The 13,189-nt window shown below is 67.1% G+C and carries 10 protein-coding genes; 5 read left to right on the forward strand and 5 right to left on the reverse strand.

Annotated features, from left to right (window positions below; translation table 11 throughout):
- Positions 1 to 244: 244 nt before the first annotated feature.
- The 3 genes from SOM28_RS17860 (at position 245) to SOM28_RS17870 (ending at position 3,704) form a co-directional block, all read left to right on the forward strand.
- On the forward strand, positions 245 to 1,525 hold the full coding sequence (locus SOM28_RS17860; protein ID WP_320468928.1) for a sensor histidine kinase: 1,281 nt from the start codon (positions 245 to 247) through the stop codon (positions 1,523 to 1,525).
- Positions 1,515 to 2,297: a LytR/AlgR family response regulator transcription factor gene (locus SOM28_RS17865; protein WP_320468929.1), complete on the forward strand. Its 783-nt coding sequence runs from the start codon at positions 1,515 to 1,517 to the stop codon at positions 2,295 to 2,297. Before SOM28_RS17860 ends, SOM28_RS17865 begins: the two co-directional genes overlap by 11 nt.
- A 105-nt stretch (positions 2,298 to 2,402) precedes the next feature.
- A complete protein-coding gene (locus tag SOM28_RS17870; RefSeq protein WP_123071781.1) occupies positions 2,403 to 3,704 on the forward strand; it encodes an NAD(P)/FAD-dependent oxidoreductase in 1,302 nt (433 codons plus the stop codon).
- Positions 3,705 to 3,910: 206 nt separating this feature from the next.
- Here the strand turns inward: SOM28_RS17870 and SOM28_RS17875 are convergent, their stop codons facing one another.
- Entirely contained in the window at positions 3,911 to 4,633 is a 723-nt protein-coding gene (locus tag SOM28_RS17875) for a sensor histidine kinase (RefSeq protein ID WP_123071770.1), read from the reverse strand.
- Between the two features lie 192 nt (positions 4,634 to 4,825).
- Between SOM28_RS17875 and SOM28_RS17880 the strand changes: the two genes are divergently transcribed.
- Positions 4,826 to 5,290: a hemerythrin domain-containing protein gene (locus SOM28_RS17880; protein ID WP_123071771.1), complete on the forward strand. Its 465-nt coding sequence runs from the start codon at positions 4,826 to 4,828 to the stop codon at positions 5,288 to 5,290.
- A 25-nt stretch (positions 5,291 to 5,315) separates the two neighbouring features.
- Here SOM28_RS17880 and SOM28_RS17885 read toward each other — a convergent pair whose 3' ends face one another.
- Positions 5,316 to 6,989, reverse strand: coding sequence for a response regulator (locus tag SOM28_RS17885; RefSeq protein ID WP_320468930.1), 1,674 nt, complete (start codon positions 6,987 to 6,989; stop codon positions 5,316 to 5,318).
- Positions 6,990 to 7,214: 225 nt separating this feature from the next.
- On the opposite strand from SOM28_RS17885, the gene SOM28_RS17890 reads away from it, so the two are divergent.
- Positions 7,215 to 7,634: a hypothetical protein gene (locus SOM28_RS17890; RefSeq protein ID WP_123071773.1), complete on the forward strand. Its 420-nt coding sequence runs from the start codon at positions 7,215 to 7,217 to the stop codon at positions 7,632 to 7,634.
- 182 nt (positions 7,635 to 7,816) lie between these two features.
- On the opposite strand, the gene SOM28_RS17895 is transcribed toward SOM28_RS17890, so the two are convergent.
- From SOM28_RS17895 to SOM28_RS17905, 3 genes are all read right to left on the reverse strand, one after another.
- Complete coding sequence (locus SOM28_RS17895) at positions 7,817 to 8,833, reverse strand: GGDEF domain-containing response regulator (protein ID WP_123071774.1); 1,017 nt, start codon at positions 8,831 to 8,833, stop codon at positions 7,817 to 7,819.
- 186 nt (positions 8,834 to 9,019) lie between these two features.
- Positions 9,020 to 12,076, reverse strand: coding sequence for an ATP-binding protein (locus SOM28_RS17900; protein ID WP_320468931.1), 3,057 nt, complete (start codon positions 12,074 to 12,076; stop codon positions 9,020 to 9,022).
- Between the two features lie 138 nt (positions 12,077 to 12,214).
- On the reverse strand, positions 12,215 to 13,051 hold the full coding sequence (locus SOM28_RS17905) for a response regulator (RefSeq protein ID WP_320468932.1): 837 nt from the start codon (positions 13,049 to 13,051) through the stop codon (positions 12,215 to 12,217).
- Positions 13,052 to 13,189: the final 138 nt, after the last annotated feature.

Raw genomic sequence — 13,189 nt, forward strand, 5'->3', positions numbered from 1 at the left:
TCCAGAACCTTTCAACTCAGAAAGGCGAAATTGTAGCGGTTATCGAAGCCAAAGGGCATGTCTGAAAATTGTAATGAGAGGTAGAAAGCAACACTCATCGCGTGCATGTCAGCCGGCTTCCGGGCCGATTCCATGCCGCCCGGCCCCGGTTTCGTCGGCCCAGTCCCGACTCCGTCGCATAATGCTGTCTTGCAAGGAATGGATAGCCTATGGTGGCCCCATTCTCACCATCCGAAAGCACATCATGTTTGCAAGCCTGTTCCACGTGTTCCGCCTGCTGCTGGCCTGGCTGGCGGTATATCTCGCCCTGGTCATCACCCTGAACGAGACCTGGCTGGGTCGGGTCGACTTCGATTTCGGTCCCCTCGGTCCGCTGCTCGGCTTCGCCCTGTGCGGCTGGGTGCTGCTGGAAGTGTTTTCGCACATGCGCCGGGTGCGCCTGGTGACTGGCCACCTGGACGCCAGCACCCTGTCGAACCGCCAGCGGCGCCAGATCGAGATTCCGCTCGAAGCGGGCGAGGCCTTCGACATGATCGACGCCGCCATCCGCGAACTGCCCGGCGCCACCGTCGTCGACAGCGCGCGCGACAGCCTGCAGGTGCGGGCCAAGGTCGCGCGCATCGACCCCTACGGCAAGGAGGCATCCCAGCTGTGGGGCCTGGAGGCCTTTGGAAACCGGCGCAACCAGATCCTGGCGACGGTGACGCCCAATGGCGACGTGACGGGCAGCGTGACCCTGATCTGCGAGCCGGAGGCGCCGGCCTGGACCGACTGGTTCCTGGTCGACCACGGCACCAACCTCGAGAACGCCGAGGCCGTGGTGCGGGCGATTGCGCGCCGGATCGCCGAGCGGCGCCGCGCCGAAGCGAATCAGGTGCGCGAGAGCGTGACCGAGAAGGAACTCACGGTGGCGCGCCTGAACCTGCTGCATGCCCAGGTCGAACCGCACTTTTTGTATAACACCCTGGCCAGCGCCCAGGTGCTCACCCGCAGCGACCCGGCGCGCGCCGACGCCATGCTGGGCAACCTGATCCAGTACCTGCGCCACTCGCTGCCTCGCACCGAGGATGCGCCGTCGACGCTGGGCGAAGAGCTCGAACGGGCGCGCGCCTACCTCGACATCCTGGCCATCCGCATGGGGCCGCGCCTGGCGCTGCAGGTCGACGTGCCGGACGAATTGCGCCGGCTGGTGTTCCCGCCGATGATGCTGCAGACCCTGGTCGAGAATGCGATCAAGCACGGGCTGGAGCCGAAACCGGGCGGGGGCACGGTCTGGATCCTGGCGCGGGCGGTGGGCGGCGAACATGCGCAGGCGGTGGCCGTGACTGTCGCCGACGACGGCCGCGGCTTCTCGAGCGAAGGCGCCGGCACCGGCATCGGCCTGCGCAATGTGCGCGAGCGCCTGCGCCTGGCCTATGGCACTGGCGCCAGCTTCGCCATCGTCGCCAACTTCCCGAGCGGGGTGGCGGCGACCATCACGGTGCCGCTGGCGCTGCAGGGGACGGGAGGCCGCCATGCCGCCTGATTCCGTCACCTGCGTGGTCGCCGAAGACGAGGCGCTGCTGCGCGACGAACTGGTCAAACTGCTGCTCGAGGCCTGGCCCGGGCTGGAGATCGTCGCCGTCTGCGAGGACGGCGGCAGCGCGCTGGAAGCCATCGAGACCCACCGGCCCGCGGTCGCCTTCCTCGACATCCGCATGCCGGGGCTGTCCGGCCTGGAAGTGGCGTCCAACATGCTGGCGGCAGGCCTGCGCACCGAGATCGTGTTCGTCACCGCCTACGACCAGTACGCGCTCGACGCTTTCGATCGCGGCGCGGTCGACTACCTGCTCAAGCCGGTGGCGCGCGAGCGCCTGAACGCCACCGTGGCGCGGGTGCGCGAGCGGCTGGCGCGCGGCGGCGTTGACGCCGCCCAACTGGCCGAGCTGCTGGCGCGGCTGCAGGTGGTGGCGCCGCCGGCGCCGCGCGCGCAGCCGCTGGTGTGGCTGACGGCCAGCCGCGGCAACGAGACGCGCCTGATCCTGGTCGACGACGTGGCGTATTTTCAGGCCGATTCCAAGTACACGGTGGTGATGACGGCCGAGGGCGAGTCGCTGCTGCGCAAACCCATCCGCGACCTGCTCGAGGTGCTCGACCCGACCATGTTCAAGCAGGTGCACCGCTCCACCATCGTCAACCTGCGCGCGGTGGCCGGCGTGGCGCGCGACGAGAGCGGGCGCGGCACGATCCGGCTCAGGAACCGGCCCGAGACGCTGACTGTCAGTCAAACGTTCATGAACCTGTTCCGTAATATGTAGTCAAGAATATTGACACGCGCAACGTTATTCACGCCGCCATAGTAAAATCGACATTGTCCGAGGACCCGGCGCCGTTGCCGGGCAGGGCATTGTGAAGGAGGCAACTTGCGTAGCGATATCGTGATCGTGGGTGGCGGCGCCGGCGGACTCGAGCTGGCCTGCAAACTGGGCCGCAAACTGGGCCCATCCAAGGTGACGCTGGTCGACAGCCGCCTTTATCATATCTGGAAGCCGTCGCTGCACGAAGTGGCGGCCGGCACCCTGGACATCCACCAGGAAGGACTCTCGTACGCCATGCTGGCCCACGACAATGGATTCAATTTCGTGCTGGGCCCGATGACGGGGCTCGATGCCGCCGGCCAGGCGATCGAGATCGGCGCCGTGCGCGCCGCCAGCGACAATGAAGAAGTGCTGCCCGTGCGGCGCCTGGGCTATGGCTCGCTGGTGATGGCGATCGGCAGCACCTCGAATTATTTCGGCGTCCCGGGCGCCGAAGAGCACTCGATCTCGCTGAACGCGACCGAGGACGCCGAGCGCTTCCGCCTGCGCATGCTGCGCCTGATGCTGGCGGTCGAACAGCAGCGCGAAGAAGGCAAGGAAACCGGCCTGGACGTGGTCATCATCGGCGGCGGCGCCACCGGCGTCGAGCTGGCCGCCGAGCTGCGCGAAGCCTCCGGGGCGTACGCGCGCTATGGCTTCGCCCGCATGGACGTCAAGCGCGACGTGCGCATCACCATCCTCGAAGGCGCGCCGCGCATCCTGGCGCCGCTGCCGGAACGGGTGTCGAAGGCGGCGCACGACCTGCTCGGCAAGCGCGGCATCAATGTGGTGGCCGACTGCCGCGTCACCGCGATCGAGGCCGACAAGGTCATCGACGGCAAGGGCAATGTGTATCCGGCCGACCTGTGCGTGTGGGCCGCCGGCATCCGCGCGCCCGAACTGCTGGCCACCCTGGGCTTGCCGACCGCGCGTGGCGGCGGGCTCGACGTCGACGCCAATCTGCGTGTCAAGGGCGTGCCGAATATCTGGGCGCTGGGCGACTGCGCCGTCTGCATCGACGGCAATGGCGCACCGGTGCCGCCGCGCGCCCAGGCCGCGCACCAGCAGGCCGATTACCTGGTGACCGCCTTCCTGCGCATGGACAAGGGCCAGGCGCCGCAGGACACGCCGTATGAGTACCGCGACTATGGTTCGCTGGTCTCGGTGGGGCAAAGCACCAGCGTCGGCAGCCTGATGGGTTCGCTGCGCGGGGCCAGCTGGTTCGTGCAGGGCGCGGTGGCGCGCACGATGTACGCCAGCCTGCACCTGATGCACCATAGGGCGGTGATGGGGATTACCCGCACCGCGCTGCTGGCGGTGGCGCGCTTCCTGATCCGGCGTAGTACGCCGCTGGTCAAGCTGCACTGACGGGGAAGGGTGGCCGACGATGCGTTACCGGCCGCCTTCCTTCGTTGGTCCCAACACGTCGTTCCCGCGGAGGCGGGAACCTAAGTCTCTTAATGCACCGCCTAGAAAAAATTAAGTGGTGACATATACGACTTAGGTTCCCGCCTTCGCGGGAACGACGTTTTTAACGTTAGCGGTTGGTATTGGGCCGCTGGCCCGAATAAGGTCTAGGCCGCCAGCTGGCGCGGCAAGGTCATCTGCAATATCGCGCCGCCGGTGTCGCTGCGCGCCAGGGTCAGGTTGCCGCCCAGGTAGCGCGCGCGTTCGCGCAGCAGGCGCAGGCCGTGGCAGCCCCTGGACGCCGTCTCCAGCGCATTCTCGCCCGGCCCCACGCCATCGTCGCGCACGGTGAGCATGGTCATCTCGCCGTCGTCGTCGAGGATCACGTCCACCCGCGTGGCCTGGGCGTGGGCGGCGGCGTTGCGCAGTCCTTCCTCCGCGCAGCGCAGCAGCAGCACGCCTTGTTCGCGCGACCAGGCGCCGTCGTCGTCGGGCAGGCTGGCGCGCGCCTTCAGGCCGCGTTCGGCGCCGAAGGCGGGCACCAGCTCGGCCAGCGCGGCGCGCAGGCCAAGGAACTCGAGCTTGTCGTTCCACAGCTCGAGCTGCATTGTGCGGTTGGTTTCGATGATGCCGGCCAGCAGGGTCTTCATCTGGGCCGCGCGTTCGCGCGCCTTGCTGTCGGCCGGCAGGTTCTGGGTCAGCAGGGCCAGGTGCATGGTCAGGGCCGTCATCGACGAGCCCAGGCTGTCATGCAGCTGGCGCGCCAGCTGGCGACGCTCCTGGTCCCAGCAGTTGGCCAGCCAGGCCAGCATTTCGGTGAGTTCTGCGGTGCGCGCCGCGACCTGGCGTTCGAGCTCCGGGTCGGGGGGCGATGGGGCCGGTTCGGTCATCGTAGGCTCTGTTAAATGTTTCCCAAATCATACAACAGTTGGCAATTCGGCGGCGCGCGCCCGGCGCTGCCAGCCATCCAGGCCTTGTATCTGCACAGCGTGCGCTCCCGTACAGTCTGCGTGGAAGTGGCGGCGCATGCTGCCTATGTGGCCAGCGAGCCATCAATATCAAACAGATTCGGGGGTATTACCATGACGAAAAAAGACAAGCAACAGGACGCTATCGAGCTCCTCACCAGCCAGCACGACGAAGTCAAGGCGCTGTTCAAGCAATTCGACGAACTGGGCGAGCGCGCCACCACCAGCAAGAAGAAGCTGGCGGACGAGATCTGCGAGCAGCTGATCATGCACACGCAGATCGAAGAAGAAATCTTCTATCCGGCGCTGCGCTCGGTGTCGAAAGAGATGGAAGACATGCTCGACGAAGCCGTGGTCGAACACGCGTCGGCCAAGGACCTGATCTCGCAGATCCAGGAAATGGAGCCGGGCGACGACCTGTACGATGCCAAGGTCACGGTGCTGGGCGAATACATCGAGCACCACGTCGACGAGGAAGAAGAGGAGATGTTCCCGAAAGTGCGCAAGCTCAAGCTCGACCTGGACGCCCTGGGCGCCGAGATGGCGGCGCGCCGCGACGAGCTGCTCGCCACGGCTTGATGGCGCGGCCGCTGCTGTAACTGCTTCAGGCGGCGGCGGCGCCGGCCGAAGCCGGGGCTGGAGTACTGAGCGGCGCCAGCGCTTCCAGCAGGCGATCGATCTGCACCGGCTTGACCAGGTGCTGGTCGAAGCCGGCTTCCATCACGCGCCGCTGGTCCTCCGGCAGCCCGTAGCCGGTCACGGCGATCAGGCGGATCGCTTGCGTGGCCGGATCGGCGCGCAGGCGCCGCGCCACCTCGTAGCCGTCGATGCCCGGCAGGCCGATGTCGACCAGCGCGGCGTCCGGCCGGCAGGCATGCGCCTGGCTCACGCCCTGCAGGCCGTCAGCGGCCTGGTATACCGGGTAGCCGTAGGCGGCCAGCATGGTTGCCATCATCTCGCGCCCGTCTTCATTGTCTTCGATCAGCAGCACCGACGGCTTGCCGGTATCGCCAGGCGGCGCTATCTCCGGCGTGCATGGTTCACCCGCGCCGGTCGATTGCGCCAGCTCGGCGCATGGAAGACGGATCGTGAAGCTGGAGCCAAGTCCGGCGCCGGGGCTGTCGGCGCCCACGCTGCCGCCGTGCAGCTCGACCAGGCGCCGCACCAGCGACAGGCCGATCCCCAGGCCGCCCTGCGAGCGGTCGATCGAGATCGCGCCCTGCACGAACACGTCGAACACCTGTGGCAGCAGCTCGGGCGGAATGCCGACGCCCGAGTCGCGCACGCTGAGCACGACGTCGTCGCCGGCGCGCGCCAGGGCGATGTCGATGGCGCCGCCGCTCGGCGTATATTTCAGCGCATTGTCCAGCAGGTTCGAGACGATCTGTTCCAGCCGGGTCGGGTCGCCGTCGACCCAGCCTGTGGCCAGGTCGACCGCGATGCGGTAGCCGTCGGTGCGGCCGGTGGCGCGGAAGGTTTCCAGGCAGCTGGCCACCAGCCGGGACAGGTCGGTGGCCTGGCGCGCCAGCAGGATCTTGCCCGACATCGCGCGCGACAGGTCGAGCAGATCATCGACGATGCGCGACAGGTGCTGGCTCTGGCGCTGGATGATGGCGCGGGCGCGCGCCACCGTGTCGGGCGCGGCGCCGGCCAGGCCGATCAGGCTCGAGGCGCTGGTGATCGCCGACAGCGGATTGCGCAGTTCATGGCCGAGCATGGCCAGGAACTCGTCCTTGGCGTGGCTCTTGCGCTCGGCCGCGCGCCGCTCTTCCATCTCGCGCACCAGGCGCCGGTTGGTGGCGGTCAGCTCCGAGGCGTGCTGCGACAGCTTCTCGGCCTGGCGCTTGAGTTCCTCGTTCTTCATGGACAGGGTGACGAATACCGACACCTTGGCGTGCAGGATCTGCGGAATGACCGGAGTAAACAGGAAGTCGGCGGCGCCGCGCTGGTAAGCCTTGAGGCGATCGATCTCGTCGGCCAGGAAGGCGGTGACGAAGATGATTGGGATGTCGGCCGAGCGGGTGCGCTGGTGGATTGCCTCGGCGGTCTCGAAGCCGTCCATGCCGGGCATGTTCACGTCGAGCAGGATCACGGCGAAATCGTGCAGCAGCACCTGGCGCAAGGCTTCCTGGCCGGAGCGGGCCGACAGCACGGTGTAGTTGCCCTCGTCGGCGCGGCCGTCGAGCAGGCTGGTGAGCGCGAGCAGGCTGGCGGGGTCGTCGTTGACCACCAGGATCTTGGGTTTATCGCTGTTCGCCACGATGGATTCCGTCAACATTGCTGTGCTCGCCCGACTAAGGATTCTAAACTTATCGTTATATTCGAGTAAATACCTTGCAAAACGCGCCATCATAGCATGTGACATAAGTGCCACTCGGCAAATAAATCAATCGTGCGGCGGTCGACGATGTTCGGTGCCGCACATACGTCGGTACAGTGCTATGCCATAGTGGAATCGAACCGGTTCGCTGGCGGACGGGGCGCCTACAAGAAAGGACATAACATGAATATCGACACCATTGTAAATGAACAATTCCACGGTAAAACCTTCCGCGAGCTGAGCGAGGCGCCGCTATCGGCGCTGCGCGGCATCGGCGAGCAGCAGGCAGCGGCGCTGGCCGACACGCTGGGCGTGAAGACGATCGGCGACCTGGCGAACCTGGAGGTCATCCGCTACGCCATCGCCATCAAGGCGCTGTCTGGCTGCGAAGGCCTGTCCAACAAGGAAAAGGCCGAGGAAACGCTGCTCGACGACGCGGTCGAAATGACGTTCCCGGCCAGCGATCCGATCTCGGTCGACGCCGGCATCACCCGCATCGAGGTGGCGCCGGACATGGTCGACGCGGGCCATGATCACCAGCACGCGCAGTCGATCGAAGAGAAGAGCAAGATTCGCGAGTGCCCGGTGGACGAGAAGCGCTGAGATCGATTTAACCGGCAGTACCTGGCGGGCCACGCGGCGAAAGTCGCGTGGCCCGTTACTTTATGGAGCGATCGGGAAGTATAGCCAGCTGTGATTGCCGGCCTCGCCTGAAGAGAGAGCCCGACGTCCCAATCAGGTGGGAAGCCGGGCTCGCTTTGACAATGCGGAGGTGGAGCTGGCTTTTAGCGATGCTGCGCCGCCAGCTCCGCCGGGGGATTCGGCGCTGCGGCCTGGCTCGGCGCCGCCGAGGTCTTGGCCGCCGCCTGGCGGTTCGCCGCCGGCGAGCAGAAGCGGTTCTTGCCGGCGCGCTTTGCTTCGTACAGCGCGTAGTCGGCGATATTGATCAGCGCATCGACCGACTCGGCATCGTCCGGGTAGATGCTGATGCCGATCGAGGTCGACAGCCGCAAGGTGAGGTCGTTGATGAAGAAGGGCTCGGACAGCGCCTCGACCAGTTTCGAGGCAGGCCCCTGGGCGTCGGCCAGGCTGTGGATGTCGCCCAGCACCACCATGAATTCGTCGCCGCCAAGGCGCGCCACGGTGTCTTCCTTGCGCGAGCTCGACAGCAGGCGCTGGGACACCATCTTGAGGATGTCGTCGCCGTAGGCGTGGCCGTAGGTGTCGTTGATCGCCTTGAAGCCATCCAGGTCGAGGTACATGACGGCCGCCTTGGCATGACCGCGGTTGGCGTGCTGCAGGGCCGATTCGATGCGGTCTTCGAGCAGGCGCCGGTTGGGCAGGCCGGTGAGCGCGTCGTGCAGCGCCAGTTCCTGCTGCGCCTTGGAGTACTGCGCCAGTTCCTTGTACAGCAGCCGCACCTCGAGCATATTATGGATTCGCTTGTGCACTTCGAGCAGGTCGAAGGGCTTGCTGATGAAGTCGCGGGCGCCGGCTTCGAGGGCGGCGATCTTGAAGCTCGGCTGGGCGGTCAGGGCCAGCACCGGCAGATAGCCGCCTTGCTCGATCTCCTTGAGCCCTTTCATCACCTGGAAGCCATTCAGGCCCGGCATCTGCAGGTCGAGCAGGATCAGATCGTAGTTATGCTCGCGGTGGAGCGGGCAGACCTGTTCCGGCAGCATGGTCGAGCTGACGCAGGTGTAGCCTTCCTCACGCAATATCTCTTCCATCAATTCGATATTGTCGGGCGAATCGTCCACTACCAGGATTTTCGCGTTCAAAATGTCTTGTCTGCTCGGCATGCTTTTTCTCGTCTATTCGTATGGAGCGGATTCCCTTCTGGGTGGAATCGGGCTTGAACCCATCACTACTTAGTCTAGCAAACAGCTCAAAATTTCTTGTAGGACAGCGCCGCGTGCGTGGGTAGGAACATGAACGACCGGCCGACAACGGCTATTTTGCACTGGTCATCCAGCATTGGCTACCACTCAACGGTTGACCAGACGTGCCCCGCCGTTCACCAGCTGCGAGGTGGCGGGCATGGCCACCATGCCGATCGCCTCCATCAGCTCGGTCTGTTCGACCGGCTTCGAGACATGGGCCGAAAAGCCCGCTTCCAGCGCCTTGAGCCGGTCTTCGGAACGGGCGAAGGCGGTCAGGGCAATGGCGGCGACTTGCCCGCCCGCCTCGCGCGGCAGTGCGCGCACCCAGGACAGCAGTTCGAGGCCATCGACCTCGGGCATGCCGAGGTCGCTGATCAGGAGGTCGGGCGGCTCAGCCTGCAGCATCTCGAAGGCCTCGCGCGCGCTGGCGGCCAGGCGCACGCTCGCCTGGCAATCGGCCAGGATGCGGGCGATCAGCTCGCGCGCGTCGCGGTCGTCGTCGACCACCAGCACCGAGGTGCCGCGCAGATCGCGAATCGCGCCCTCGGCCGCCTGGGCGGCAAGGCCGGCGTCGGCGGACTGCGCCGGCGATTCGCGGATCATCCGGGCCCGCGCCGAGTCGATGGAGCGCGGCGGCGTCTTGGCCACCGGCAGCTCGATGGTGAAGCTGGCTCCCTGGCCGACCCCGGCGCTTTCGGCGCGCACCGTGCCGCCGTGCTGCTCGACCAGGTGCTTGACGATTGACAGGCCGAGGCCGAGGCCGCCATGGGTGCGCGTCATCGAGGCATCGGCCTGGCGGAAGCGCTCGAACACATGGGTGATGAATTCGGGACCGATGCCGGCGCCGTTGTCGCGGATCGTGATCGCGACCTGCTCCTCGTGCTGGCGGACCTCGATCGTCACCAGGCCGTCGCGCGGGGTGAACTTGATGGCATTCGACAGCAGGTTCCAGATCACCTGCTGCAAGCGGCCCGGGTCGCCCGCCACCGCCGGTACCTGTTCCCCGTAGTGGCGCTCGATGCGGATGCCTTTGGCGTCGGCCGCCGGGCGCACGGTCTCGATGGCGGCGTCGATGAAGCTGGCCGGCGCCACCGTCTGCATGTCGAGCAGCACCTTGCCCGAGGTGATGCGGCTCATGTCGAGCAGGTCTTCGATCAGCTGGGCCTGGGCGCGCGCATTGCGCTCGATGGTCGACAGGCCGCGCTGCAGGTCGGCGCCGTCGCGGCTGGCGCGGCGCAGCACCTGCGACCAGCCGAGAATGGCCGACAAGGGCGTGCGCAGCTCGTGCGACAGAGTGGCGAGGAATTCGTCCTTCATCTGGCTGGTGCGCTCGGCCTCGGCACGCGCCTCGCGCTCGTTCTCGAGCAGCACCTTGCGCTCCTCGGCGGCGCGGCTGGCGGCCTCCACCAGGCGGATATTGTCGACCGCGATCGCGGCCTGGGCCGCGATGCCGCTGACGATGCGCTCGCTGCGTTCGGTGAACACGCCGGGTTCCGGGTGGCCGAAGAACATCGTGCCGAGCAGCTCGCCCGAGCGCGCCGTCACCGGCACCGACAGGTAGCTGCGCACCCGCGGATGGCCGGCCGGCAGGCCGAATTGCGGCGCCTTGGCGGCGTGTTGCGGATCGTGGCCGAGGTCGCCGATCCGCACCAGGCCGTCGGCGCGCAGGCCGGGGCCGAACAGGGCGCTGGCGCCGGGCGCCGCGAAATCCTGGAACTCGGCCGAGGTGGCGCCCGACAGCGTGTACAGCGAGAACAGCGTGCCCGCGCCTTGCTCGCCGTAGTGGAAGAAGGCGCCGAAACGGGCCCCGCAGACGCCGGCGGCGGCGTCGGTGGCGGCCTGCATCAGCGAGCGCAGGTCGCGGGTCGAGGCCAGGATGCTGCCGGTGCTGTTGAGCAGTTCGAGCACATGCGATTCTTCGCGCAGCGCCTGCTCGGCGCGTTTGACCTGGTCGACGTCGGTATTGGTGCCGAACCAGCGCACCACGCGGCCGTCGCGGTCGTGCACCGCCTCGACCCGGGTGAGGAACCAGCGGAAGTTGCCGTCGGCGCCGCGGATCGGGAATTCCATCTCGAACGGCGAGCCGGTGCGCACCGATTCGTCCCAGTGCTCGAGCACGGCCGGCAGCACCTCCGGGTCGTACACCGCTTTCCAGCCCCAGCCGGTCGATTCGCTCTGGGTGATGCCGGTGTATTCGTACCAGCGCTGGTTGAACCAGACGATGGCGCCGCTGGGGTCGGCCATCCAGGCCAGCTGCGGGATGGTGTTGGCCAGCGCGCGCAATTCTTCCTCGCTCTGGCGCAGGTGGTCGTCGGCTTCGCGCCGGGCGCTGATGTCCTGGGCCATGCCGGTCATGCCCAGCACGCCGCCGCCCTGGGCCGGGCTGGCATAGTCGGGGCGGCCGACCAGGGCCACGCAGCGCGCGGCGGGCTGGCCGCTTGGCGCGCCGCCGGCATGGCCGTCGCGCGGCAGCAGGCGGCATTCGAGGTCGAGGTCTTTTCCCTGCGAGAAGGCTTCGAGCACGGCGCGCCGCACCCGCGGCCGGTCGTCTTGGGCCAGGCGGGCGCGCAGCAGCGGCCATTCGAGCGCCACGCCTTCGGGCAGGCCGAGGATCTCGGCCGCGCGCGCGCCGAAGGTGACGCGGTCGCTGGCCGCGTCCCAGCGCCAGTCGCCCAGGCGACCGGCCGCGATCGCGAGCTGCAGGCGGTTGTTGTTGTCGATCAGCGCTTGCTGGTCGAGCTTGCGCGCCGTGATGTCCTGGAAATACAGGGTCAGGCCGTCGGGCGACGGGTAGACCCGCATGTCGAGCCAGCATTGCAGGCGGCGGTAGAAGAATTCCTTGTTGACGGTGATGCGCTGTTCCATCGCGCGCAGGCAGTCGGCGGCGACCGAGGTGCCGTGCAGGTCTTCGAATTCATCCCACAGCCGGTGCCCGACCAGGCTGTCGCGGCTTTTATTGAGCGGCGCCACCATCTGCAGCGCGCGGCCGTTGATATACGTGATGTTCCAGTCGCGATCGACCGCGCAAAAGCCGTCGGTGAGGCTTTCGAGCATGTTTTCCATGCGTTCGGTGGCGCGCTGCAGCTCTTGCCGCGCGGCGGCCAGGTCTTGCTCGGACACGTGGCACGGGGTGCTGCTGGAATGGTCGGAGGGATTGTTCATGCCGGGGTTGCGGAACGCCCGAAACCGGGCAGGATGCGTTTCATTGTAGACCAGACAAGCCGGTCTGACACACACGCTTGGAAGCTGCCGGGCAGGTTCCCGATGCGCGCGCGAATCGGCCTGCTTCAGCCGCCCGTTTCAGCCGCCCTTGGCGGGCCGGCGCGCCACTTTCGACAGCGCATCCTGCAACTGGTCGATTTCGTAGGGCTTCTGCAGCGACTGGTAAGGGAAGGACAGGTGGCGCAGCAAGGTGTCGCCATAGCCGGAGGCAAAGATCACGCGCAGCGACGGATCGTCCGCGATCGCGCGGGTGGCCAGGTCGACGCCCGACATGCCGGGCAGGCTGACGTCGGAGAACAGCACGTCGTAGCGCTGGCGCGCGAGCAGGGCCAGGGCGTCGTCCGGATGGGCCACGCCGTCGGCTTCGTGGCCGAAGGCCTTGAGCATTTCGCACACCAGGTACTGGGAGTCGACGTTGTCCTCGACCACCAGGATGCGCATCGCGCCGTCGCCGGCGTCTTCTTCCTGCGGCGCGGCGGTGGCCGGGGCCAGCGCCACCTGCACGCCGCGCACCGCGCCGGTCTCGTCGCGTACGGGAGTCAGGCGCAGGTCGAAGCGCGATTCCTGGCTGCCGTCGAGACGGCGGAAGGTGAGGGCAGTGTCCTGCATCACGCCGGCCTCGCCGCGCCAGGCGGCGTCGAGGATCTTGCCGGCCGCCGCCAGCGGGGGCGGCAGCACCGGCGGCACCGAACCGCCGGGCACACGGCCGTAGCCGGGGCCGGCCAGCAGCGCATATGCCTCGTTGAACACCGTGATCGTCTCCGTGCCCCAGACCAGCAGGGTGGGCACAGGAGAATTGAGGAGCAGGTCGCTGGCGAGCCGCAGCGGCAGCGGCCAGCGGGCGGTGTCGCCCAGCGCGGTCGCCGACCAGTCGTAGGATGCGGTGCTCCGGGCGGAGGTGTCGAGGTCGGGCATGGGCTGGCTTGTTGTAAAAACGAAAATATGGCGGGCATCCTACACCAAAAGTCCGCCGGCCGCTTTGACAAGCGTGCGCGGCCACATAGATTAATTTTGTAACTAACCAACATTAATGCAATTGGCATGCGACCGAGG

The sequence above is a fragment of the Massilia sp. CFBP9026 genome, from assembly GCF_034045165.1.
Lineage (GTDB): Bacteria > Pseudomonadota > Gammaproteobacteria > Burkholderiales > Burkholderiaceae_D > Telluria > Telluria arenae.

Excerpts from the sequence above, each read along its gene's own strand:
- SOM28_RS17885 (WP_320468930.1), bottom strand. The coding sequence starts at position 6,989 with ATGTTGACGGAATCCATCGTGGCGAACAGCGATAAACCCAAGATCCTG.
- SOM28_RS17890 (WP_123071773.1), top strand. The coding sequence starts at position 7,215 with ATGAATATCGACACCATTGTAAATGAACAATTCCACGGTAAAACCTTC.
- SOM28_RS17880 (WP_123071771.1), top strand. The coding sequence starts at position 4,826 with ATGACGAAAAAAGACAAGCAACAGGACGCTATCGAGCTCCTCACCAGC.
- SOM28_RS17865 (WP_320468929.1), top strand. The coding sequence starts at position 1,515 with ATGCCGCCTGATTCCGTCACCTGCGTGGTCGCCGAAGACGAGGCGCTG.
- SOM28_RS17905 (WP_320468932.1), bottom strand. The coding sequence starts at position 13,051 with ATGCCCGACCTCGACACCTCCGCCCGGAGCACCGCATCCTACGACTGG.
- SOM28_RS17875 (WP_123071770.1), bottom strand. The coding sequence starts at position 4,633 with ATGACCGAACCGGCCCCATCGCCCCCCGACCCGGAGCTCGAACGCCAG.
- SOM28_RS17860 (WP_320468928.1), top strand. The coding sequence starts at position 245 with ATGTTTGCAAGCCTGTTCCACGTGTTCCGCCTGCTGCTGGCCTGGCTG.
- SOM28_RS17900 (WP_320468931.1), bottom strand. The coding sequence starts at position 12,076 with ATGAACAATCCCTCCGACCATTCCAGCAGCACCCCGTGCCACGTGTCC.
- SOM28_RS17895 (WP_123071774.1), bottom strand. The coding sequence starts at position 8,833 with ATGCCGAGCAGACAAGACATTTTGAACGCGAAAATCCTGGTAGTGGAC.